Source organism: Flavobacterium restrictum (genome assembly GCF_007097245.1).
Lineage (GTDB): Bacteria > Bacteroidota > Bacteroidia > Flavobacteriales > Flavobacteriaceae > Flavobacterium > Flavobacterium restrictum.
Genome location: NZ_VJZT01000018.1, coordinates 32880 through 57240 on the forward strand (window position 1 = coordinate 32880; position 24361 = coordinate 57240).

17 protein-coding genes are annotated in these 24361 nt (G+C 37.9%); 12 read left to right on the forward strand and 5 right to left on the reverse strand.

Translation table 11 applies throughout. From position 1 onward, the window contains the following. Positions 1-366 precede the first annotated feature (366 nt). The 8 genes from FNW21_RS14230 to FNW21_RS14265 all read left to right on the forward strand — a co-directional run bounded on the left by FNW21_RS14230 (position 367) and on the right by FNW21_RS14265 (position 7483). On the forward strand, positions 367-747 hold the full coding sequence (locus FNW21_RS14230) for a hypothetical protein (protein WP_144257424.1): 381 nt from the start codon (positions 367-369) through the stop codon (positions 745-747). Then, the gene (gene hemF, locus FNW21_RS14235) at positions 747-1655 is read left to right on the forward strand and encodes an oxygen-dependent coproporphyrinogen oxidase (RefSeq protein WP_144257425.1); all 909 of its coding nucleotides are present in this window, start codon (positions 747-749) and stop codon (positions 1653-1655) included. Before FNW21_RS14230 ends, hemF begins: the two co-directional genes overlap by 1 nt. A gap of 120 nt (positions 1656-1775) precedes the next feature. Then, positions 1776-2771 carry a porphobilinogen synthase gene (gene hemB, locus FNW21_RS14240; RefSeq protein ID WP_144257426.1) on the forward strand — a complete coding sequence of 332 codons (996 nt, stop codon included), beginning with the start codon at positions 1776-1778 and terminating at the stop codon, positions 2769-2771. A 3-nt stretch (positions 2772-2774) separates the two neighbouring features. Then, a complete protein-coding gene (locus FNW21_RS14245; protein WP_144257427.1) occupies positions 2775-3182 on the forward strand; it encodes a c-type cytochrome in 408 nt (135 codons plus the stop codon). Positions 3183-3334: 152 nt separating this feature from the next. After that, positions 3335-4036 (forward strand): CoA transferase subunit A, encoded by a 702-nt coding sequence (locus FNW21_RS14250; RefSeq protein WP_144257428.1) that lies wholly within the window; start codon positions 3335-3337, stop codon positions 4034-4036. A 34-nt stretch (positions 4037-4070) separates the two neighbouring features. Beyond that, positions 4071-4682 carry a tetratricopeptide repeat protein gene (locus FNW21_RS14255; RefSeq protein WP_144257429.1) on the forward strand — a complete coding sequence of 204 codons (612 nt, stop codon included), beginning with the start codon at positions 4071-4073 and terminating at the stop codon, positions 4680-4682. Between the two features lie 11 nt (positions 4683-4693). Then, a complete protein-coding gene (locus FNW21_RS14260; protein WP_144257430.1) occupies positions 4694-5353 on the forward strand; it encodes a CoA transferase subunit B in 660 nt (219 codons plus the stop codon). A 126-nt stretch (positions 5354-5479) separates the two neighbouring features. Then, complete coding sequence (locus FNW21_RS14265; RefSeq protein WP_185963939.1) at positions 5480-7483, forward strand: T9SS type A sorting domain-containing protein; 2004 nt, start codon at positions 5480-5482, stop codon at positions 7481-7483. A gap of 107 nt (positions 7484-7590) precedes the next feature. Here the strand turns inward: FNW21_RS14265 and FNW21_RS14270 are convergent, their stop codons facing one another. The 5 genes from FNW21_RS14270 to FNW21_RS14290 form a co-directional block, all read right to left on the reverse strand. Further along, the gene (locus tag FNW21_RS14270) at positions 7591-8349 is read right to left on the reverse strand and encodes an SDR family NAD(P)-dependent oxidoreductase (RefSeq protein ID WP_144257431.1); all 759 of its coding nucleotides are present in this window, start codon (positions 8347-8349) and stop codon (positions 7591-7593) included. Between the two features lie 103 nt (positions 8350-8452). After that, the gene (locus FNW21_RS14275; RefSeq protein ID WP_144257432.1) at positions 8453-9379 is read right to left on the reverse strand and encodes a helix-turn-helix domain-containing protein; all 927 of its coding nucleotides are present in this window, start codon (positions 9377-9379) and stop codon (positions 8453-8455) included. 192 nt (positions 9380-9571) lie between these two features. Next, entirely contained in the window at positions 9572-10225 is a 654-nt protein-coding gene (locus tag FNW21_RS14280) for a metal-dependent transcriptional regulator (protein ID WP_144257433.1), read from the reverse strand. Between the two features lie 78 nt (positions 10226-10303). Next, positions 10304-11839, reverse strand: coding sequence for an AlbA family DNA-binding domain-containing protein (locus FNW21_RS14285; protein ID WP_144257434.1), 1536 nt, complete (start codon positions 11837-11839; stop codon positions 10304-10306). Between the two features lie 7 nt (positions 11840-11846). Next, positions 11847-13718, reverse strand: a complete 1872-nt coding sequence (locus tag FNW21_RS14290) for an Nramp family divalent metal transporter (protein ID WP_144257435.1) — start codon at positions 13716-13718, stop codon at positions 11847-11849. A 98-nt stretch (positions 13719-13816) separates the two neighbouring features. On the opposite strand from FNW21_RS14290, the gene FNW21_RS14295 reads away from it, so the two are divergent. The 4 genes from FNW21_RS14295 (at position 13817) to FNW21_RS14310 (ending at position 24303) form a co-directional block, all read left to right on the forward strand. After that, positions 13817-14572 carry a transporter gene (locus FNW21_RS14295; protein ID WP_144257436.1) on the forward strand — a complete coding sequence of 252 codons (756 nt, stop codon included), beginning with the start codon at positions 13817-13819 and terminating at the stop codon, positions 14570-14572. A gap of 18 nt (positions 14573-14590) precedes the next feature. Then, complete coding sequence (locus FNW21_RS14300) at positions 14591-15751, forward strand: lycopene cyclase family protein (RefSeq protein WP_144257437.1); 1161 nt, start codon at positions 14591-14593, stop codon at positions 15749-15751. 463 nt (positions 15752-16214) lie between these two features. Further along, a complete protein-coding gene (locus FNW21_RS14305; RefSeq protein WP_144257438.1) occupies positions 16215-23786 on the forward strand; it encodes a hypothetical protein in 7572 nt (2523 codons plus the stop codon). A gap of 199 nt (positions 23787-23985) precedes the next feature. Next, the gene (locus FNW21_RS14310) at positions 23986-24303 is read left to right on the forward strand and encodes a hypothetical protein (protein ID WP_144257439.1); all 318 of its coding nucleotides are present in this window, start codon (positions 23986-23988) and stop codon (positions 24301-24303) included. Positions 24304-24361 lie beyond the last annotated feature (58 nt).

Here is a 24361-nt window from a genome sequence, read left to right on the forward strand (position 1 = left end):
AACCTTGTAGGTATGTTTGAAAAACATACTTTTGAGTAATGAGATTCTCCTGCAAGGTTTTTTTCAAACCTTGTAGGTTTGTTTGAAAAACATTGAGTTAAAGAGTAATACCTACAGGGTTTGAAAAACATACTTTTGAGTAATGAGATTCTCCTGCAAGGTTTTTTTCAAACATTGTAGGTAAGTTTGAAAAACATTGAGTTAAAGAGTAATACCTACAAGGTTTGAAAAACATACTTTTGAGTAATGAGATTCTCCTGCAAGGTTTTTTTCAAACCTTGTAGGTATGTTTGAAAAACATTGAGTTAAAGAGTAATACCTACAAGGTTTGAAAAAAACCTTGCAGGATAACATGTAATAATTAAAATGCTGAACAAAGGCTTACGAGATCAGGAAAGTATTCGAATTGACAACATTCTAAAGGTGTTGCATTCACTGACTTTTGTTCCTAAATTCTGGAATTTAGGAGACATTCTTTCGCTTGAAAATGAATTAAAAGATTTGGGAATGAATGTAGAAAGTCTACGTGATTTTGACGAAAAGCAATTGATTTCTCATTTGGAACGTCTTCATCTTGATTGGAATCATTTCGAGATATTTGCCGATTTTTTAATCGCGATTTCGAAAGAAAGTCAATTTAATTTTTCTGAAAAAGCCATTGCCATTTACGATTATGTTCAACAGGAAAGCAAGGTTTTCTCTTTTGGAATTTTTAATAAGACAGCTGCTACAAAAGTAAATTTATAATGAAAAATAAATTCTACCAATATATACAAAATCTTCAAGACCAAATCGTTGCTGGATTAGAAGCAGTCGAAGGTCAAGCCAAATTCCGTGAAGACATTTGGGATCGTCCAGAAGGTGGCGGCGGAAGAACACGAGTTATAGAAAACGGAAACGTAATCGAAAAAGGCGGCGTAAATATTTCGGCAGTTCACGGAAAATTACCAGAAGCCATGCAAAAAATGTTCAATGTTGGTGAAGCCGATTTTTTTGCCTGCGGATTGAGTTTGGTAATTCATCCTAAAAACCCAATGGCGCCAACAGTTCATGCCAATTGGCGTTATTTTGAAATGTATGATGATAACGGAAACGTAATCAATAGTTGGTTTGGTGGTGGACAAGATTTAACACCGTATTATTTATTTGAAGAAGATGCCATTCATTTTCATCAAACTTGTAAAACAGCTTGCGACAAACATAATCCAGAATTTTATCCAAAATATAAAAAACAATGCGATGCCTATTTCTGGAACGCTCATAGAAATGAAGCTCGTGGACTTGGCGGATTATTTTTCGATTATTGCAAAGCAACCGAAGATATGAAAATGCAGGATTGGTTCAATTTTGTAACCGAAGTTGGAAATAGTTTTCTTGAAGCTTATGTTCCAATTTTAGAAAAAAGAAAAGAGTTGCCTTATACTCCAGCACAACGAACTTGGCAAGAAATCCGTCGTGGTCGTTATGTAGAATTCAATTTAGTTCATGACAAAGGCACACTTTTCGGACTAAAAACCAACGGAAGAATTGAAAGTATTTTGATGAGTTTGCCGCCAAATGTGCAATGGGTTTACGATCATCATCCAGAAGTTGGTAGCGAAGAAGAGAAATTAATAGCTGTATTAGAAAATCCTAAAAATTGGATTGCAGATTGATGATTAACGATTTTTGATTTACTACGTCTGTTCGCTATCGCTCGAGTCAGATTTTCTGTCATCAACAATTTTTTTTTTAAATCATAAATCAGTAATCTCTAATCTAAAATCATAAATCAAATGTTCCCATTACAAAGAGGTAGAAGATTACGCGTCAACGAATCCATTCGTTCTTTAGTTCGCGAAACTACATTAAGTCCGCAAGATTTTATGTTCCCAATGTTCATTGCCGAAGGCGAAAACTACAAAGTTGAAATTCCATCAATGCCAGGGATTTTTCGTCGTTCGATAGATTTAACGGTTGAGGAAGTCAAAGAAATTTTTTCTTTAGGCATTCGTGCCGTAAACATTTACGTAAAAGTTGACGAATCGCTAAAGGACAATGCCGGAACCGAAGCTTGGAATCCCAACGGATTGATGCAACAAGCCATTCGAGCCATCAAAACCGCTTGCCCAGAAATGATTGTGATGCCCGATGTGGCTCTCGATCCCTATTCTATTTACGGTCACGACGGAATTATTACCAACGGCGATGTCGAAAACGATGCCACCAACGATGCACTCGTAAAAATGGCCGTTTCGCACGCCCAAGCCGGAGCCGATTTTGTAGCGCCATCCGATATGATGGACGGGCGTGTCCTGCGTTTGCGCCAAGGATTGGACGCCGCAGGTTTTCACAATGTGGGCATTATGAGTTATTCGGCTAAATATGCGTCGGCATTTTACGGGCCATTTCGGGATGCTTTGGGCAGTGCACCCAAAGATGACGATGTAGCGGTGCCAAAAGACAAAAAAACCTACCAAATGGATTATGCCAACCGCATCGAAGCCATCAAAGAAGCCCTAATGGACGTCGAAGAAGGTGCCGATATGGTGATGGTAAAACCCGGAATTGCCTATCTCGACATTGTTCGCGAAGTAAAAAATGCCGTGAATGTTCCCGTAACCGTTTTTCACGTTTCAGGCGAATATACCATGATCAAAGCCGCTGCCCAAAGGGGCTGGCTCGACAATGACGCCATTATGATGGAACAATTAATGTGTATCAAACGAGCGGGAGCAAGCCTAATTTCGACTTATTTTGCCAAAGAAGCCGCCATCCTTTTAAACAAATAAAAAATGAAAAAAATCCTAATTAGTGCAGTAATGCTCATGCTAGTTTCCTGCAAAAAAGAAAGCCAAGAACCCGTTGGAACAAACCAAACAACCACCCCAACTGCTAACGAAGGAATGGCTGCCGAAACCAAAACACCCGAAGTTTTAGGAAAAGAAATCTTCGAAGGCAAGGGCAATTGCATCGCCTGCCACCAAGTTGATCAAAAAGTAATTGGCCCCAGTTTGCAAAACATCGCCCAAGTCTATAAAGCCCAAAACGGCAATATTGTGGCGTTCTTGAAAGAAGAAGCAAAACCACTAGTTGACCCAACCCAATACGAGGTAATGAAAGCTAATTTTGCAGTTACAAAAACTTTCTCGGACGACGAATTAACAGCCGTTGAAGCCTATATTTATTCGAATTTAAAATAATTGATACGCAATCAGGAGCTGTTTCCTGCTGTCCACTATATCTTTTCCTGGCTAAAGAAGCCAGAAAAAGGATGCCGTTCCCATCAGGGCTGGGGCATTCGTTTTCATAAAAACTACAGCTATCAAAAATCCATTTCAAAAGACCCATTAGTATGATAAACAAAAAAGTGGTCAGTGTACAAGAAGCATTGCAAGGAATCGAAAACGGAATGACACTCCTACTTGGTGGTTTTGGGCTCTGTGGCATTCCCGAAAACGCCATTGCCGAGTTGGTTCGAAAAGAAACCAACAATTTAACCTGTGTTTCCAATAATGCTGGCGTAGACAACTTTGGACTCGGATTATTGTTGCAAAAAAAACAAATCAAAAAAATGATTTCGTCCTACGTAGGCGAAAATGCCGAATTTGAACGCCAAATGCTCTCTGGCGAACTCGAAGTAGATTTAATTCCACAAGGCACATTAGCCGAACGCTGCCGTGCAGCACAAGCTGGAATCCCCGCTTTTTTTACACCCGCAGGCTATGGAACCGAAGTGGCTCAAGGCAAAGAGTCTAGAGAATTCAACGGCAAAATGTACCTTTTAGAATATGCTTTTCAAGCTGATTTTTCTATTATCAAAGCCTGGAAAGGCGACACCGCAGGAAATCTAATCTTCAAGGGAACGGCTCGAAATTTTAATCCTTGTATGGCAGGAGCCGCCAAAATCACCATCGCCGAAGTAGAAGAATTAGTCGAAGCAGGAACACTCGATCCCAATCAAATTCACATTCCCGGAATATTTGTGCAACGCATTTTTCAAGGAGAAAAATATGAAAAGAGGATTGAGCAACGTACAACTAGAAAAAGAGATTAACTTGACTAATTATTTAAATCTATAAAGATCAATTATGAAAACACAAAAAAGGCTAATGCTAAGTTTATTGGTTATTTTTACTTCTTCATACAGTTTTGCTCAAACTGTAAAAGAATTTAATGATAATGGAATGACAAAAGCAAAAGCCAACGATTACAAAGGTGCAATACTTGAATATGACAAAGCAATTCAATTGGATTCTACAAAATCTGTAATATATTATAACCGTGCTATTTCAAAAACTAAACTAAAAGATGCGAATGGTGCAATTTCAGATTATACAAAGTCAATAAATTTAAATAACGACCCAAACACTTATTACGCTCGTGCCTTAATGAAGATTGAATTATCAGATTATAAAGGTTCTTTAGAAGATTTAGATAAATCATTTGAGGCAAAGAAAACATCCTCTGCTTTTTATTTCCTAAGAGGTTCTTGCAAATTTCTATTAAAAGATTATAATTCTTCTATGGATGATTTAAATAAAGCAATTGAATTAAAAGATGATAATGCAAAAGCCTATTTTTCAAGAGCTCAAGTGGAATCTATATTAAAACAAACTGATAAAGCTTGCATTGATTTTAAAAAAGCAAAAGAACTTGGCTATTTAAAAGCCGAAGAGTTTATAATTAAATATTGTAATTAAAGAAGCAAATTATGGCACTTAATAAAGAACAAATAGCCAAACGAATTGCCCAAGAAGTCAAAGATAAATACTTTGTAAACCTAGGAATAGGCATTCCAACTTTGGTGGCAAATTACATCCCCGAGGGAATTGAAGTCGAATTTCAGAGTGAAAATGGTATTCTAGGAATGGGTTCTTTTCCATTTGAAGGCGAGGAAGATGCGGATTTAATCAATGCGGGTAAGCAAACCATTACGGTCTTGCCAGGCGCTTCTTTCTTTGACTCGGCAACCAGTTTTGGAATGATTCGTGGACAACACGTTGATTTAACCATTCTTGGCGCTATGGAAGTTGCCCAAAATGGCGATATTGCCAACTGGAAAATCCCGGGAAAAATGGTCAAAGGAATGGGTGGCGCTATGGATTTAGTCGCATCGGCAGAGAACATTATCGTGGCCATGATGCACGTAAACAAAGCGGGCGAATCTAAAATTCTAAAAAAATGTACCCTGCCCTTAACAGGTGTTGCTTGTGTCAAAAAAATTGTAACCGAATTAGCCGTATTGGCCATCACTCCTCAAGGATTCCAACTCTTGGAGCGTGCGCCTGGTGTTTCTATCGAACACATCATTGCTTCCACCGAAGCGGATTTAATCATAAAAGGCGAAATCCCCGAAATGAGAATTGATTAAAACAAAAGAATCTCACTAAAGTCAATTCTAAATTTGGTCAACCTTTTGGGTGTCGTTTATTGTTAATCTCTTTTTTTAGTTTAATTTGCTCTCTTTTAGAACCATACCCTTTTAAAATAAGCAACTATGAACGACTCCTACTTTTTACCTTTGGTTATAAAAAATAACTATTACAGGCTTTTGCTGCTGCTAACAATCCTTTCGAGCTCACATTTGTTTGCGCAACGTGGGTATTATGACGCTCCTTATAAACGTTACGAAGCAGATGCGGCTATGCTAACCAATGATGCTGCTGTAACTTCAAAATCATTTGCGCAAGCGGACTTACAATCAGAAGCATCCAATCAACAATGTGTCACTTTAGCTACAAACAACGCTACTCTAGAATGGACGATTCAGGAGACTGCTGACGGAATTGTTATTCGCTATAGCGTGCCTGACGGTCAAGAAGCTGCCATTGGTATTTATGAAGGAACGACCAAAATTACTTCTTTGGTACTTACTGCTACTTGGTCATGGGAATCGCTTTGGAACAATGGAAATCCAAATAATGTAGGAATCACCAATAAAAATGCTAAAATGCGTTTTGACGAAGTACGGTACAAGCTCCCTAAAGCGATACCTGCTCTTGGAACTTTAAAAATAGTTAGAGAAAGTGGTACTCCAAACATTGATTTCGTTGAGTTAGAATCCATTCCAGTGGCGATTACTCCGCCCCTAGACGCCATAACCTATTCTGGAAACGGGAGCGACTTGCAATCCTTTATCGATGCCAATGGAGGAAAAAAAATATTTCTGCCAGCCGGTATTTATGCTGTAAATAGAGAACTTTATTTTGGTAACAACAACACTTCGTTGCTAGGAGCTGGAATGTGGTATACGCAAATTAATTTTACTAACAGGAGTTCTAATAATGGCGGTTTACGAGCCAATGCAACGGATATTTCATTCGCTGATCTTTATTTAACAACCCATTCAACTTCCAGAAGTAATTCTTATAAAGCCATAAATGGTGTGTTTACAACTAATTCGAGTATTACAAATATATGGGCAGAACATTTTGAATGTGGTGCTTGGATTGCGCAATATAATAGTGGAGGTCCCGCAACAGCAACTAGTTTTACGGTTTCTAATTGTCGTTTTAGGAACAACTATGCCGATGGAATCAATCTTTGCAAAGGAACTTCGAATGCCATTGTGGAGCATTGTAATTTTAGAAATAATGGCGATGATGACCAAGCTATTTGGTCAGCAAATGGATTAGAATGCAGCAACAATACCTTTCGATACAACACTTCCGAAAATTGTTGGAGAGCAGCTGGACTCGCCATTTATGGGGGCAAAAACAATAAAGCTTATAATTTAATCATTAAGGACAATCTCGAAGCGGGAATTCGAATTAGTAATAATTTTGATGGCGTTGGTTTTAATGCATTAGGAACTCACGAAATACACGACATAACAATTACGGCTTGTGGCACTTTCAATGATTTATACAACAATCCAGTTGCTGCGATAGACATTTTTAGTGCTGCCAATGCGGGAACACAAGTAAAAAACATATCGTTTTCTAACATGGATATTATTGATTCCAAAAACGATGCAATTGCCATCCAAAAAAAAGCTGGTGATGGGATTTATGCCCTTTCGTTTGAAAACATAACCTCCAATGGAACTGGCAAAGAATATCCAAACAATAATGCAGGCAATAGCAATTGGGGAAGAGGCTATCATGTGCTTATTGCTAGCGCTCCCAATGGCAACGGTACGTATTGCAATATGGTGTATTCTAATCGAGGTGGCAACGCAACAACCGATGAAAACACTACAGGAAAAGGCACTTTTAGCTGGACAAAACCGTCTTCCTGTTCTGAACTGGGTGTGGAAGACTTTAATTCAAAATCCGTTTTGATATACCCGAATCCATCTCGTAATAATTGGAATTTTTATTCCGCAAACGAGGATATAAACAGCATTCAATTGGTTGATTTGTCTGGAAAAATAGTTTGGTCTTCCTTGCGTGTTAGCAAAACAATAAGTATGGATACAACAAGTTTACCTAGTGGTATTTATGTTGCCAAAATAACTACTGAATCTACAACTAAAACCTATAAATTAGTAAAAAAATAATTCCACAAAAAAGTGTTTCTAAACAAAAAAAGAAACTACAAGAGTTTCTTTTTTTGTTAATATGGTATGGCATTTTTCTAAAAAAATCAGTGTTTTAACTCCATAGATTACAAATTCATTCCACCCGAAACTTCAATGCGTTGTCCATTTACCCATTTGGCATCCTCGGAGCATAAAAAAGCAACTACACCGCCAATATCATCAGGCAAACCTACACGCCCTAAAGCGGTCAACGATGAAACAAGCTGATTGAGTTGCTCGTTGTCGCGAACAGCACCACCACCAAAATCCGTTTCGATAGCTCCCGGAGCTACAACATTTACCCGGATTTGGCGATCCCCAAATTCCTTTGCTTGATATCTTGTCAAGGTTTCTATTGCTCCTTTCATACTCGCATAAGCTGCGTATCCTGCGAATGAAAATCGAGTTAATCCTGACGAGATATTTACAATTCCGCCACCATCATTCATAACATTTAAGGCTTTTTGAGTCAACAAAAACGGCCCTTTGAAATGAATAGCAACCATAGTATCCAATTGATTTTCGGAGGTTGTAGCAATGCTTTCGTGGATACCAATCCCTGCATTGTTGATTAAAAAATCGATTTTATCTGTACCAAAAGTGCTTTGCAATGCCGCAACCGTGTCTTGAAAAAAAGTATCAAAACTACTGGATTCTGCAACATTCAGTTGAATGGCAACTGCTTTTTGCCCCAGTTTTTCGATCTCGGTTACTACTGCTTGGGCTTCGTCTTTTTTGCTGTGGTACGTCAGCACTATGTCTAGTCCTTTTTTGGCAAGACTCAATGCCATGTTTTTGCCTAATCCACGACTTCCTCCTGTAACTAATGCTATTTTATTTTTCATCTTATCATTTTGTTTTAAATTAATACCGCAAAATTACTTTAGGTACAAAGACTGACAGTTGCGAATTTCAATCCAGAGTTTGCAAAATTCAAATCAAACCATTTTAAACCCGAAAAAACATAGGAGACAAAGCCGTTTGTTTTTTGAAAAAATTAGAAAAATGAGCCAACTCTTCAAATCCTAATGAATACGCAATTTCAGAAATATTCCAATCCGTTTCTTTCAATAAAATTTTGGCTTCTTGAATCAATCGTTCACTAATTAATTGGCTGGTGGTTTTACCTGTGTTTTCTTTTAAAACTTTATTCAGATGATTGACGTGAATGGACAAACGATCTGCAAAATCTTTGGCCGACTTTAATTCTAATCGTTGGTGAGGCGACTCAATTGGGAATTGTCTTTCGAGTAGCTCGACAAATAATGACGAAACTCGAGCGGCCGAATTGTGCTTGGAATACAAAGCGGTTACGGGTTGCAACTTTTGTCCAAAATGAATTAGCTCCGCCACATAATTCCGTATCAAGTCGTATTTATATACATAATCCGAATTGATTTCTTGGTGTATTTTACTGAAAATCAAATCAATTACAGCAGCTTCTTCTTCTGTTAACTGAAAAACAGGATAACCGTCCGTTTGAAAAATAGGCAATTTATCCAAGACGATTCCAATTTTATCTTTAGACAAAAAAGCACTAGTAAAAACACAAAAATGCCCCGATTGTTGCGTATCTAAAGGAAGGTAGTTGTATGGGATTTTGGGCGTTGCAAACAAAAGGGCGCTTTGTTCAATAGCGATGGTACGATCCGCATATTCGACTCTGTTTTTACCTCGAATCAAACTTATTTTGTAGTAGGCTCTACGGTCGTACGGCATGTTGCAGAGTCCTTTTCTTTCATAAAGCTCTTTGATGCTAAAAACATTGAAATGTCCTATTTCTTTTTGAATTCCGTTGGGCAATAAGGCATTACAGTCTGTAAAATTAGCTCCTGATATTTCTTCGTAAAACTCGTCTATTGATTTTGATTTCATTGGAAGTGAATTTGTAAAAATCAAATATAAAACAAAAATTTCAAACAAAAAGAGTTTGTGTTTTAAAACAGGGCGTTCGCTTTTAAAACAATTGTAAATAAAAAAAACCATACCGCAGATTGCTATTAATGCCATTTGGGAAATTTATTCCTAACTCGAAAAAAAGTCTAATTGTGTTTGAATAAAAAAACATCAAACTACCTTCACAAACAAATTGCTGGCGATTTTATTCGAAATGGTTAATTCCCGATTATCGACTTTTATTTTGATAGACAAATCGAAGTCTTCTTTGGATAAAAATTCAATTTTTGAGCCCAAAGCGATGGCTTGTTTGTCCAGGTATTTTAGGAAATCGGCAGAGGAATCTTTTACGCCCACGCAAATTCCGGTTTGATTTTGAAGGAGTTCGGAGAGCAATTGTTTTTCGACTTTTACCATTTTTCCGTTGCGATCCGGAATGGGGTCCCCGTGTGGATCTTCGGTAGGATTGCCTAGAAAATCATCAAGTTTATTGATGAGTTTTTCGGATTTGATGTGTTCTAATTGTTCGGCAATATCGTGCACCTCATCCCAAGAAAAATCAAGTTTTTCGACCAAGAAAACTTCCCACAAACGGTGTTTTCTCACAATCATTTTTGCCGATAATTTTCCCTTCTCTGTTAGCGAAACGCCTTGGTATTTGATGTAATTAACCAAATCTTTTTCGGCTAATTTCTTGAGCATATCCGTTACCGATGAAGCTTTGGTTTCCATCATTTCGGCGATGGCATTCGTAGAGACTTCGGCATCCGAAATTGCCGTGAGATGGTAAATTGATTTGAGGTAATTCTCTTCTGAAAAAGTCATTTTGATTTTTGATTGCTTCGCCTGTTCGCCTTTTGGGCTCGAGTGCAGATTAACGATTTTTGATTTTTAAAAATCTTGTTATAAATTCACTTCTTTTAATTTTTGTTTCATTTTTGGGCTTAAGTAATAACCACCTGTTTTTGAAGCCTCTCCTCTAAATTCAATCAAACCAGAAGAACTCAATAATTTCAAATAGCGCTCCATACTTTTTTCGGAAAATAATGTAATTTTAGAATATTCAGGAACTCTCCTTCCCTCATTTGTATGAATTGTAAAAACAATACTAGTTAGTTTTTTTAAAAGTACTTTACCAAGACTAACTATTTCTTGGCTTATTACACCCTCAATTTTTTCATTTACTCCCTCAGTTTTGAAATTTACTCCCTCAGTTTTGAGATTTACTCCCTCAGTTTTGGGATTTACTCCCTCAGTTTCCTCAAAATCTGGCAAAGGCAAAATAGTTTTAAAAACAGTTCCCTCAATAAATTGAGGTTTGATAGAAGTCTGGGTATATTTTTCGACCAAAACACTGGTATTCAAAACACCAGAACCCAATTCGTCAACCCGTCCTAGTTGAATAAAAAATTTGGCAATAGTAGGGTTTTTGGCAAATGGTGCAAAAGTAGTACTATCAATCACTCCCGATCCATGCGGATTGTTGGCGTTTTCGAGTATCATTTCACTTTTTTTGATGACCATTGTACAGGGATGAGCATTCGTATATTCGCGATGCACCAAGATATTGGCAATAACCTCACGAAATATTTGGGTTCGCAAACTCACCCTTTGATCCCCTTTTAAATAAAAACTATCGGACAAATGTTTAGCAATAAATTCCATCAATAATTCATAGGATTCTATGAGGTTGGTTTGCACATACAAACGGTCGTCGTATCGGTTTAGGTCTTTTACTCTGACCAAGGCATCGGTTTTGTAGTGCGGAACAATTTGTTGAATAACGACATCCTTTCCCAACAACAAAGCTGCCGCCAAAGTGTATCCTTCTTCACCAGTTTGGAAATCTTTTTTCCACAAACCCGCCACTTCTAGTAAATGAATGTCAGTTAAGACAAGCCAAGGATGATCGGGATTGTTACTCCTAATTAAATTGCGGATTTTAGGAAATAAAGTGGTCTTAAAATCTTCAAATTTAAGATACGGATAAATGGTGTTTTCAGTATAATAATTTCGTTTGCTGTTGTATAATTCGGCTATTCGGTTGGGTTGCGTGATTTTGAAATCGCCATCATCGCTTCGGTCAAAAACCGTATTTGCCGTTTTGTGTACTTGAGAACTTGCTGGTACTTGTATGTAAATAATAATTTTGCCGTTTAGAATGTGCTTTTGCGGATGCAAAATAAAAGGCGGGTCTATTTTTTGAGTATTGTTGGATAAATTAACTAAATCGCTTATCATTTTGTCACACGCTGTTGCGCTAACTCCCATTATTTCGCCAATATCATTTATCCCCAAAAAAATATTGCCACCGCTGCGATTGAGCATCGCACAAATGGTTTCAAATAAATTAGAAGGCAATTCCGCTTTAGCTTCTTTAAACTCTAAAGTGCTATTTTCTCTTTGTTTTAGTAATCTATTGACCCGTTCTAAACTCATTGTCAATTTATTTTTTCACAATCAACAAAGGTATCGAAATTTTGTGACGCAATTTGTCGACTGTGGTCCCAAAAAGCAAATCTTTCATGCCCGTGTGCCCGTGTGTGCCCATGACTAAAATATCAAAATTACCTTTGTTTACAATTTTTGGGAGAATGGTGTTGGGTTTACCAAAACCCAGTTCTGTTTTGACATGAAATCCTTTTTCGCAAAACATGGTTTTGTATTCCAGCAATAATTTTTCGTCAATTGTGGTTTCGTGATCCGCAACATGCTTGCCATACATAAGCGCACCAACGGTTTCTACGACATGAATCAAGGTGTATTTCGCTTCTTTTCCTCCCATATTAAAGGCGTAATTGATGGCATTTTCATCGGCAAAAGAAAAATCTACTGCAATGGCAATGTTCTTTTGCGAATGCGCCACCGTTTTAGAAAATTGCAACACCATATTGTGTGGCGAATGGTTGTGAATGTCCAGTTTTGCTTTAGAAATAAAAGGCCGAACTACGATATAAAGCAACAAAACAAGAAATCCAAACGCCAATGGAACAACCGTTAACCAAAGAATTATAGGATTATTAGAAGCAGTTAACCATCCAGAAATTTGGTCAAAAACCAATTTTGCGTTGAGCGAAACAATAATCAAAGCCACGATCCAAGAGGCAACTTGAGTGGTTTTGCTAATATGAAAACCGTTCATTTTAGACTTATCGCTCACAAAATGAATCAGCGGAATTATAGCAAAACCCAATTGTAAACTCAAAATCACTTGACTCAAAATCAGCATTTTTCCCGTAACACTTTCCCCATAAATTAGGATTACAATTACCGCTGGAACAATGGCTATTAAACGTGTAATAATGCGTCGTACCCAAGGTTGCATCCTGAAATTTAGGTAGCCTTCCATTACAATTTGTCCAGCCAATGTTCCCGTTATGGTTGAGCTTTGTCCCGCAGCAATCAAGGCAACGGCAAACAATATGGGTGCCCATTTGGTTCCTAAAAGTGGGGCCAGAAAACGGTGTGCATCCTGAATTTCGGCAACTTCGAACATGCCGTTTTTATAAAATGTGGCTGCTGCCAAAATCAAAATAGCGGCATTTACAAAAAAAGCCAAGTTCAAAGCAATCGTCGAATCGATCAAATTGTATTTCAACGCTTGCTTGATTCCTGTGGTACTGCGATCAAATTTGCGGGTTTGCACCAAGGACGAATGCAAGTATAAATTATGCGGCATGACCGTAGCCCCAATAATTCCAATGGCAATATACAACGCATCCGAATTGGGCAAGGAAGGAACCAGCCCTTTCAAGATACTTCCCACTTCTGGCTGGGCAAAAATCATTTCAAAAATAAACGAAAAGCCTATAATCATGACCAAGGCAATGATAAAAGCTTCCATTTTTCGGATGCCTTTATTGATAAGAAAAAGCAACAAAAAAGTATCCAAAACCGTCAATAGCACTCCCTCAATTAACGGAATATGGAACAATAAATTTATCCCAATCGCCATTCCCAGCACTTCGGCAAGATCACAGGCGGCGATGGCGACTTCGGCAAGAAAATACAGTATATAATTGACAAATGGCGAATAGGTTTCACGCGAGGCTTGCGCAAGATCCCGCTGGGTCACAATTCCCAATCGAGCACTTAAACTCTGTAGCAACAACGCCATGAGGTTGCTCATGAGCAACACCCAAATCAAAGCATAGCCAAATTGGCTTCCGCCAGCAATATCAGTCGCCCAATTCCCTGGATCCATATACCCCACACTTACCAAATAAGCGGGACCCAAAAAAGCGAGTATTTTGCGGAAAGCAGTGGTTTTATTTTGTGTCGAAACCGATTGGTTGACCTCTTCAAGAGATTTGTTCATGGTTGAAATTGAATTATAAAGACAAATATAATACTAAAATTAGTTTTTACAAATTTAATTTTTAGATTTGTCTAAAAATAATTTAAAATAAATCTAAAATGAAATTAAAAATTCTAATTATTACTGCTATTTTATTGTTCCAAAGCAAAGCTGTTGCACAAGATTTTCCTGCCATTCAAACCGACAGACCCGACCAAACCGAATGTCCGTTTATAACACCAAAAGGCTATTTGCAGTTTGAAAATGGATTTTCCTATGAAAAAACAACAGCCAATACCTCCCAAATAACAGCACCCACTATTTTGACAAAATTGAGGATAAACGATCATTTCGAACTGCGACTGATAACCGAATTGGTGCTCGAAAAAGAGTTTTCGAACCAAATTTCAGGTATAAAACCAATCTTGATAGGATTTAAAACGAGACTTTGGCAAGAAAAGGGATTGCTCCCAACAACCTCATTTATTGCACATATTGCCATTCCAAAATGGGGAACCCAAAAGTTTCAAATGCCGTATTACGCTCCAGAATTTCGCTTCACGATGCAGCACACCATTAGCCCGAAACAATCCATAAGTTACAATCTTGGTGCCGAGTGGGACGGCGTAACTGCGGCACCCACTTTTGTGTACACCCTAACTACGGGCTATTCCCTTTCGGAAAAAATAAGTGCTTATGTGGAATTATATGGTTTTATACCGCAACTAGAAAAACCGGATCATCGGCTGGATGCGGGACTGAATTACGGTTTTAATCCCAATCATCAGTTGGATATTTCTGGCGGATTAGGATTGTCTGCCACCTCGCCTGACTATTTTGTTTCTTTGGGCTATTCGTTTCGATTTAAACTTTAAAATAGCTATTTTTGAAGCATGAATGCAGCACAAGACCACCATTTTGATTACATTTTTGCAGGCGCTGGATTGGCGGCTTTGATGACCGTTTACAAAATGATTTTGTCGGGTAATTTTAGCGATAAAACCATTTTGATTTTGGATGAAAATCCAAAAAAAACCAATGATAGAACCTGGTGTTTTTGGTCAGAAAAGGATAGTATTTGGGATGCGGTAGTTTCAAAAAAATGGGATTCGGCTTGGTTCGCCAATGCCAATTTTGACCGAAGTTTAGCCTTACAGCCCTACCGTTACAACCGCATTCGAGGAATTGATTTTTACAATCAGTTATTGCATTTGATTGCAAAACAGGAAAACATCCTTTTTAGCACTCAAAAAGTAACCGCTATTGAAGAAACGGAACATCGTATTTTTGTAAAATCGACTGCTAATTCCTATACTTGCGACCGTCTTTTTAATAGCATTTACAATCCCATTACTGCCGAAAACCAGTCGAAATATCCGGTTTTACAACAACATTTTGTTGGGTGGTTTATCAAGAGCGAAGAGGCTGTTTTTAACCCAGAGCAAGCCACTTTTATGGATTTTTCGGTAGCCCAAAAAGGGAATACTCGATTTATGTATGTTTTGCCCACTTCAAAAACCGAAGCTTTGGTCGAATATACGTTGTTTTCACATCACCATTTAGAAATGATTGAATACGAAACCGAAATTCAAAAATACCTCGAAAAGCTGGGAATTACGAGTTACGAAATAACCGAAAAAGAGTGCGGAAGCATCCCAATGACGTGTTTCCCTTTTTGGAAAAAAAACACCCAAAAAGTACTACATATTGGTACAGCTGGCGGTTGGACCAAAGCAAGCACGGGGTATACGTTTAAAAATGCGGATAAAAAATCAAGTGCATTAGTTTCGTTTCTTCAAACCGAAACTGATTTTAGAACGTTTCACAAAAAGACCAAATTTTGGTTTTATGATTTAATTTTTCTAGACGTTTTAGATAAAAATAATGAATTAGGGTCGGGTGTTTTTTCGGCTTTATTCCAAAAAGGAAATCCTGCATTAATATTTAAATTTCTAGACGAAGAAACTACTGTTCTCGAAGACCTTCGGGTGATTTTAAAATGTCCCAAAAAGCCTTTTATACGTGCTTTTTTGAGGATACTCTTTCGATTTTAATCGCATCCAAGTAGTATTTTCAAAACAGTATTCTTTTGACTGAATGTAACGATTATTAATTATACCAATAACGTAAATATAATAGTCCAGTTGTCAGTTCAGGAGCCGTCTAGAACCATTAAAGCGTCTCTACTCCACCCGATATGACAAAACTATTAGACAATTTCACAAACTGTACAAGTATTGTTTTTAATTTTTAAAGACTATCAGTACAAAAAAAATAGAATAGCGGTATCAAAAAAAGTCTTTTATTTTTTTTGATACCTTTCAAGCATCTACAAGAAGTATCAAAAATCCTATAAACTACTCGTTCTCAAAGCTAAAGTAAAAAGTTATCCAACTATAACGTTATAGTTGTTGTATTTTTTAGGAGGTTAATTTTATGTTAAGTTATTATATTAAGTTTGGAATTATTACAATAATAAATGAAGCCCCCTAATTTTATATAATACCTAATTCCATTATGGAAAATATTATCGTTAAAATAGTACGAATATCTCAAAATTTAAAGTTGCCTTACCTTGCTCTTTCCATATTATATGCAGTTTTGGGCGTAAATGGGTATGGGCAAACGTATTTAACAAAAAACAATTATTTCAAAACAGTATTACTCGCTTTATTGTTGTTTTTATCAATGGGAGGATTTGCGCAACCACCTAGCATGAGCGTTAATACAGACTGTAATGGAACTTACTCCAATAAGGTAATGACTCAAGTTGGAGCTGGGAATAATAATCTCGTGTTTTTTTACAGAGAAGCCGCAAGTAGCACTACTACTTCTGGAACAAAATTCTATCAATTTAATTCAGATGGATACAACAATCGATGGGAATTAACCACACCAACGTACAACACAACTTCGACTGCAATATGGAGTGCTGGAGGTTATAATGCTGGTATAAAAATGGGAGCTACTGTATCTGGAAGTTATTATACTTTTAATGTCAGAAAAGGAACGAGCTATGCAAATCAAAGCATGTCGATTTTAGAAACTAGTTACAATCCAGTAACAATCAATTCTTACACTACAGGATTAATTGTTGCAGGAGGGCAAACCGCAACAGTTACAGTAACAATGGCGGGGGCATTAAACAGCGCCGAATATTTATATGTTGCCTATTCTACAGATGGATTTGCTACCTCTGGCAATTCGGGGGTTGTAGCAATTCCATCAATAAATGGAAGTTTTCAAGGAAATGCAACTATTCCTGCCTACACCGCAGGCACAGTTGTTAGTTACTACCCTTTCACATCTGTTTCGGCAACAGCACCTACTTTTGCAAATGTGCCACTCCTGACACTAAACATGAGAAATGGTACAGCCCAAAATACAAATGCAGCCTATACTAGTTATATAGTTACAGTTGCAGCAGCTATTACCGCTTCAAAGATTGGCGTTAACTTTAATGGAGCAGGAACTTTATTCAAATATACCGTAGAACCATCCTGTGATACTGGACCAGGGGCATGGACAGGGGCAAATCTTGGAACGCTATATGTGGGAGATCCAATAGTGGTTACTGGCGGGAATTTATTTGCTAATACGACATTAACAGCTACTCAATTTTTTTATAGAGTATGGTTGCAAAGTGGTTCTGGTGGTGCGTATTCAAATTTTAATATAAACACTATAACCACACCAATATGCGGCAATAAATATGAAACTACTGGCGGTAGTGCCGTTGTACCACTTACTAATTATGCTACAGCAGGAACCTATAATTTTGATGTTTACCATCAAGGTCTGAATGGTGCAAGTACCTTAAATTTAGGAACCGCAGGAACTCCTTACACCGCAACATTTATAGTAAATGCACTAAACAATCCTTTAGGAGTTTCGGCTACAGCGGCAAGCACCACTTCAATAAATTTAACTTGGACAAAATCGGCTCAAAATAATAATGTGATGGTAGTTCGCTATCCGTTTGGGGCTGCCATAACGGCTCCTACGCAAGGAACCGCTTATGTTGTTACTAATACTTTAGGATTGGGGACAGTAGTTTACAATGGAGGAGCTACTACAAGTACAAATTCGAGTTTAGCAGCTAGTACCCAGTATACCTATTACTTTTATTCTCAAAATAATAACTTTTACTCATCTGGGTTAAGTGCCAGTGCAACGACTTTGACACCAGCGATTACAGCAGCAAAGATTGGCGTTAACTTTAATGGAGCAGGAACTTTATTCAAATATACCATAGAACCATCCTGCGATACTGGGTCAGCGGCATGGACAGGAGCAAATCTTGGAACGCTTTACATAGGCGATCCAATAGTGGTTACTGGTGGGAATTTATTTGCGAATACGACATTAACAGCTACTCAATTTTTTTATAGAGTATGGTTGCAAAGTGGTTCTGGTGGTGCATATTCAAATTTTAATGTAACCACACCAACCACACCAACTTGTGGTAATAAATATGAAACTACTGGTGGTAGTGCTGTAGTGCCCCTTACAAACTATGCTACACCAGGCACCTATAATTTTGACGTTTACCATCAAGGTCTTAATGGTGCGAGTACCTTAAATTTAGGTACTGCTGGAACTCCTTATACCGCAACGTTTGTAGTAAGTGCCATAAACAATCCTTCAGGAGTTTCGGTCCTCTGTTCGAGTACATCTACTCAACTTGATTTGTCATGGACTAAATCGGCACAAAATAATAATGTGATGGTTGTTCGCTATCCTTTTGGTTCTGCCGTAACTCCTCCTACGCAAGGAACTGCTTATGTTGCTACCAATACTTTGGGATTGGGAACTGTAGTTTATAATGGAGGAGCTACTACAAGCTCTAATACTACAGGTTTAACCGCAAATACGCCATACACCTATTACTTTTATTCTGAAAATTACGGTTATTATTCATCAGGGGTAAATGCTAGTGGGACTACAAGTACTTCTCAACCTGGCGTTATTTCAGGAACTGGTGCACAATGCCCAAGTACTGCTGGACAAGTTTATAGTGCAATAGCGGTGGCTGGCGCAACCTCTTATACTTGGACAGTACCATCTGGATGGACAATAACTGCGGGTCAAACTACAAATTCAATTACTTTGACAACAGGAGTTGCTGGTCAAGATGGGACAATAAGCGTTGTAGCTACAAATGCTTGCGGTGCTAGTATTCCAAGAACATTGGCAGTAACCATTTCTAGTTTAAACTTTATTAACTTACAATCACCTGCAACGGCTGCTATTTGTCAAGGAAGTACGTTTGTGTCCTACGGAAAAGTGTACGAACCAGGAGTAACAGACAACGCTTCTCAAGGAGCTGGAATTGACGTTCAGTTTGGATACCATTCTAGCAACACCAACCCAAGCACTTGGCCAACAGGAAACTGGACTGCAGCTACTTATGACTCATCTGTTTCAAATGATGATCAATATACGGCAACTTTTGGATCTTCATTGACAATTGGAACTTATTACTATACCTATCGATATCGTTTAAATGGTTGTGATTGGCAATATGCTGGTTATAGCTCAAGCGGTGGCGGTTTCTGGAACGGAACTAGTAATGTAAACGGAATTTTGACAGTAAACAACACCTCCCCAACAGTAACAACGCCCACAAGTGCTGCCCTAACAACTACAACTGCAACATTAGGAGGAGATGCCACAAGCATTGGTTGTTCAAGTATTATCGAACGTGGTATTTATTACAGTACAACAAATGGCTTTCTTGATGGTTCTGGAACAAAAATGGCTACAACAGGAATATTTAGTACAGGTGTTTTTACCCAAGCGGTAACAGGATTAACAATAGCCACAACTTATTATTACAAAGCTTTTGCGACCAATAGTGGAGGCACAACATATACCACTCAAGGTACATTTTCTACAATTTCTCCAGCAATAGTAACTACCACAAGCGCAACTGCTATAACAGCAACAACAGCTACCTCTGGCGGAAATGTAACTGCTGATGGTGGGACAACCGTAACTGCAAAAGGAGTAGTGTACAGTACAACTATTAGCCCATTACTAGGCGGAAGTGGCGTTATAACTAATGCTGGCGGGACAGGTTTAGGTTCGTTTACATCAAACTTAACGGGTTTGATTCCAGGCACTACTTATTATCTTAATTCGTATGCTACAAACACTACAGGAACAGCGTACGGTTCCGAAATTTCGTTTACAACACCGGCAACAGCACCTGTATTGGCAGGAACTACTGCCGCAACATTTATTTATTGTCACAATACAACTTCTGGTGGCAATGTAACTTCTGATGGTGGCGGTATCATTACCGAAAGGGGTATTGTTTTTGCTACAACGAGTAACCCAACAACGAGTAATACCAAAGTCATTTCATCTGGAACTACGGGAATTTTTACCTCAAATTTAGCAAGTTTAACCCCTTTAACTTTATATTACGTAAGGGCTTATGCCACAAATAGTGCTGGAACAACTTATGGAACACAAATATCCTTTACTACAACTGTAGCTCCAACTGCTTCATCGTCTGATTTTTATTCGGATAGAATCTATTTTAAAAATGGAAGCAATACGTCCGAAAAATATTATTTAGAAAACAATTCCGTGCCAAACGGAGGCTGTACTGGTGCTGCAACCGAAACTGCTGGAACAGCCGCTTGGGAAACTAAAAATTTAGGCACCTCTATCGCTGGAACTACCCTACAATTAGGCAGTTTTTTGGTAAGTAAAGGAAAATCAAACGGAAATACTCCTAAAATAAATTACAGAATGTACCTGACTAGTACTGGCCCAGGCGCATTGGCATTTACACAATTAAACATGAATTATGTAGCCGAATGTGATGCTGATGGAGTTCTAGTTAATAGCAATACCGAAGATAAAATTTGGAGAAATCCCCTGGCCGATATCGTTGTTCCTACCGCACCAGGAAATTATACTATTGAAATTTATTATGAAAGACAAGGAGATCAATTAGGTGCTGGCGGTACCGTATATATTAGTAATTGCAGCGCTAATTACAAAGCTACAATTGATATCATCAGACCTACCGGAATTTTCTCGGACGCTATCTATTTTGACAACGGTACTACGGTTACTAATCATACTGCGGCGGGTTACGATTCTTGTAATACTAGCTTAACGATTGAGAGCGGAAAATGGAACGAAAAAGATTTAGGAAGTTTAGATCCAGGCAAAATTTTAAAAATTAGCGCCACGGTACTTGCGCTTGATGGAGCAAGTCCAGTAGTAGATGGAAGCACTAATTTCTATTATAGAATATACAAAAACGGAGCAGCAGTTCCAGCATACTCAACAATGCCTTTGCCAGTTGTCACAGGCTTAATTTGTGGAGACACCAATATTTCAAAATTTGATCAACCCACTTTAACCACACTTTATACCACTACTGCTTCAAATGGAACGTATAGTATCGAACTCTATTATAGTGCACTTTTAAGCAATGGAACAAGCATAACTAGAGGCACATCAAGCTCGCCTTACAAAGCTACATTCAGCATATTAGCGGCAACTCCTACTGGAGAACGCGACCTTAATGACGGCAATTATGACCCTACAGCAACGAACACAAGTGGCATGTTTGAATCGTATATGGGAGTGTTGGTAAATGACGACACGGGTACACCTATAACAGGATTAAATAGGGTATTTGACATGGATGGTGCTTTAAGTAGTAGCAACAGTTCTAATTTTGATTTTGGTACACAAAATCCAGGTTTAGATTTTAATGTTGGAACAGAAACTAAAGTTTTTACCAAGGGAACTCACAAAGTTTGTGGCTGTAGCAGTTGGAATTATGTGTACAAAGATGGAGCTACAGATCCAATAGCTACCGATTTTCCTTTGCCTACAGCAGGATCTCTTTTTACAGATCAAATCAACGGAAAATTCATATTACTCAACTCCTCGGACAATATTAATTCTAACGGTGTTTTTATAAAACAAGTATATCCTGCTCCAAAAGTAACAGCAGCAGGGTCAACCTCGGATAGCGGTTATAACTCAAGTTTAGGTACAACTATAACACAATTTAAAGATTATACCGATCCCACAGTTGGAACAGTAAGTACAATTAATACTCCCGTATTTCCAGTATTATGTCCCACCTGCTCTGGCCCCTACAGAGTTGCGGTAGCTATGCTTTCATGGGTAAGCACTACGGGTAATTGTAGTAATCCTGCCTCTTTTATTTATCACCGTGATATAAATAGGAACAAAGTAACCGATTCTCGCATAGTCCTTAATCCTAATCACAATGATGCGCCAACCTCTGGAACAGGAAATCCATCCAAAAACAGCTTACCTGGCACCTCGTTATTTTACATTTCCAAAGTAAATATAGGAGCAACAGGAGGCACAAGAACATGGAACGGTTCGTGGTCTGGTAGTGTGCCTACGAGCAAAAACGATGTCATTATTGCCGCAAATTATTCTACTGCCAGCGGGAGTTTTACTTGCAATGACATAACTATAAATACGGGGGTAGTCGTAACCATTAAAGATGACACCTACATTGAAGCATTAAACAATGCAACCACAACAGGAACGGGGAAAATTGTAGTAGAAAACAAAGGAAACTTTGTACAACGTTGTGACGAAAAAGCACCTTCTGCTTATATTGAACATACAAAAACCACTGAAACCAAAAAAAATTGGGACTATGAATACTGGGGATCTCCTGTTGTTCAAGATATTTTAACTACTTCATTGCCATCAGCATTCGACAGAGCTTACTATTGGGACGGCGGTGATGGTGGTACTGGCTGGAAAACAGCAACAACAGGAAGCATAACAACAGGCAAAGGACTTATTACTAGAGTCGCCAATATTGCTCCTTACAACATTACCCCTACAGCTATTGCGTGGCAGTTATCGGGAACAGCTAATAATGGCATTTACACCACTCCCATCAAAGATTATACTGCTTGGTCAGGTGGCGATGCGTATTTAGATTATTTGGATTACGCTTTAATAGCAAATCCTTACGCCTGCGCTCTCGACGGAAAAACGTTTCTTTCTAATCCAAGAAATGATGCCATAGGAAAAACACTTTATTTTTGGACTGCCATTACCCCAATAGCAAAAACACAATACCTAACTGATGATCCTTGGGCCTACAACTACAATCCCGAAGATTATGCCGCTTGGAATTTTACTGGTGGTGTGGCAACACAAACAAAAGCAGCAACAGACATTAGCGGTACCGATGTTTTAAAACCTTCGGGCAAAATTGCTTCGGGGCAAGCTTTTTTTGTAGAAGTACTCGATAACGGAACCGCATATTTTGACAACAGCATGAGACTGACTGCTGGCAACAACCAATTTTTTAAACACGTACCCAAAGGCAACAAACCAAACCCTACTGATAAAACATTTCCCATAAAACCACTAGGTATAGAGGAAGGACGTGTTTGGATCAACATAAGCAATAACTCCAGTTTTCGTCAACTATTAGTGGGATATGTTCACGGAGCTACAAATGATTTCGACCCGTTTTACGATGGCGAATTGTACTCTGATAGTCCCATTTTAATCTACACATCTATTAATGATAAGGATTATGCCATTCAAGGACGCCAATTGCCATTTGACGAAAACGAAAGTATACCTATAGGAATTGATGCTAGAGAAGCTGGAGAATTCTATATAAGTATCGACGAAGTAGACGGTTTTTTTAACCACCAAAATGTGATTTTGAAAGATAATTTATTAGGAATTGAACACGATTTAAAACAAACCGCTTACAAATTCAGAACAAATGCAGGTCGGTTTGACAATCGGTTTGAGCTGAAGTTTACTGAAAAATCAGGAGGATTATTAGGAGTAACCCAAGAAAAAAACAATGCTGATGCTGTGCTTGTTTTTGTACAAAACAACCAACTCAAATTAATATCCAGTACCGAAGAAATTACTGCGATAACGGTTTTTGATAGTAGTGGCAAAAAAATACTGATCAAAAATACCATCAACAAAAAAGAAGTAATTTTAGACAAATTAAGCAAACAAAACCAAGTGATTTTGGTCAAAATAAAACTAGCCAACAACTCCGTAATTACCAAAAAGGTACTTTTTTAAGAAACCTTTATTCTCCACAAAAAGAGGTTGTTTCCTGTGCGAAACAACCTCTTTTTAGGTTTCAAGAAACAATACCATTATAAGATTCTTGAATTTAAATTGCTTTTTGAGTGTTTATTCATACATTAACAATAGGGGAAATTGTTCTGTTGGAACAATTTATGAGTTGGCAGTAATTGTAAAAAACGAGGAGAACAAAATGAAATTTCATAAAAAAATAGTATTTATTTTAGTCATTATCACTAGCGTTTCATATTCTCAAAATAAAAAGTTAAACCTTGTTGGAAATTGGAATATGACTGATTACTGGGGTAACAAATCTGTTTTTATTTTAAGTGAAGATAATTATGGATCACTATCTGTAAATGGAGAATTTATTGATGGAAAAAACTTCACAATACATGGTGGACAAAATGATGGACAAAAAGGAGAAATGAAATATGTAATAAATTATAAAAAAACTCCCATTGAACTTGATTTGGTTACAGTAAAAGAAAATTTGATTGTCCGTTTTTAGTCATAACCCTGTAATGCTTGCTATTACTAGCCTATCGAATAATTTTTCCTCAAAATAA

Bases quoted from the DNA above. Each gene is read 5' to 3' on its own strand.
- FNW21_RS14230 (WP_144257424.1), top strand. From the start codon at position 367: ATGCTGAACAAAGGCTTACGAGATCAGGAAAGTATTCGAATTGACAAC.
- hemF (WP_144257425.1), top strand. From the start codon at position 747: ATGAAAAATAAATTCTACCAATATATACAAAATCTTCAAGACCAAATC.
- hemB (WP_144257426.1), top strand. From the start codon at position 1,776: ATGTTCCCATTACAAAGAGGTAGAAGATTACGCGTCAACGAATCCATT.
- FNW21_RS14245 (WP_144257427.1), top strand. From the start codon at position 2,775: ATGAAAAAAATCCTAATTAGTGCAGTAATGCTCATGCTAGTTTCCTGC.
- FNW21_RS14250 (WP_144257428.1), top strand. From the start codon at position 3,335: ATGATAAACAAAAAAGTGGTCAGTGTACAAGAAGCATTGCAAGGAATC.
- FNW21_RS14255 (WP_144257429.1), top strand. From the start codon at position 4,071: ATGAAAACACAAAAAAGGCTAATGCTAAGTTTATTGGTTATTTTTACT.
- FNW21_RS14260 (WP_144257430.1), top strand. From the start codon at position 4,694: ATGGCACTTAATAAAGAACAAATAGCCAAACGAATTGCCCAAGAAGTC.
- FNW21_RS14265 (WP_185963939.1), top strand. From the start codon at position 5,480: ATGAACGACTCCTACTTTTTACCTTTGGTTATAAAAAATAACTATTAC.
- FNW21_RS14270 (WP_144257431.1), bottom strand. From the start codon at position 8,349: ATGAAAAATAAAATAGCATTAGTTACAGGAGGAAGTCGTGGATTAGGC.
- FNW21_RS14275 (WP_144257432.1), bottom strand. From the start codon at position 9,379: ATGAAATCAAAATCAATAGACGAGTTTTACGAAGAAATATCAGGAGCT.
- FNW21_RS14280 (WP_144257433.1), bottom strand. From the start codon at position 10,225: ATGACTTTTTCAGAAGAGAATTACCTCAAATCAATTTACCATCTCACG.
- FNW21_RS14285 (WP_144257434.1), bottom strand. From the start codon at position 11,839: ATGAGTTTAGAACGGGTCAATAGATTACTAAAACAAAGAGAAAATAGC.
- FNW21_RS14290 (WP_144257435.1), bottom strand. From the start codon at position 13,718: ATGAACAAATCTCTTGAAGAGGTCAACCAATCGGTTTCGACACAAAAT.
- FNW21_RS14295 (WP_144257436.1), top strand. From the start codon at position 13,817: ATGAAATTAAAAATTCTAATTATTACTGCTATTTTATTGTTCCAAAGC.
- FNW21_RS14300 (WP_144257437.1), top strand. From the start codon at position 14,591: ATGAATGCAGCACAAGACCACCATTTTGATTACATTTTTGCAGGCGCT.
- FNW21_RS14305 (WP_144257438.1), top strand. From the start codon at position 16,215: ATGGAAAATATTATCGTTAAAATAGTACGAATATCTCAAAATTTAAAG.
- FNW21_RS14310 (WP_144257439.1), top strand. From the start codon at position 23,986: ATGAAATTTCATAAAAAAATAGTATTTATTTTAGTCATTATCACTAGC.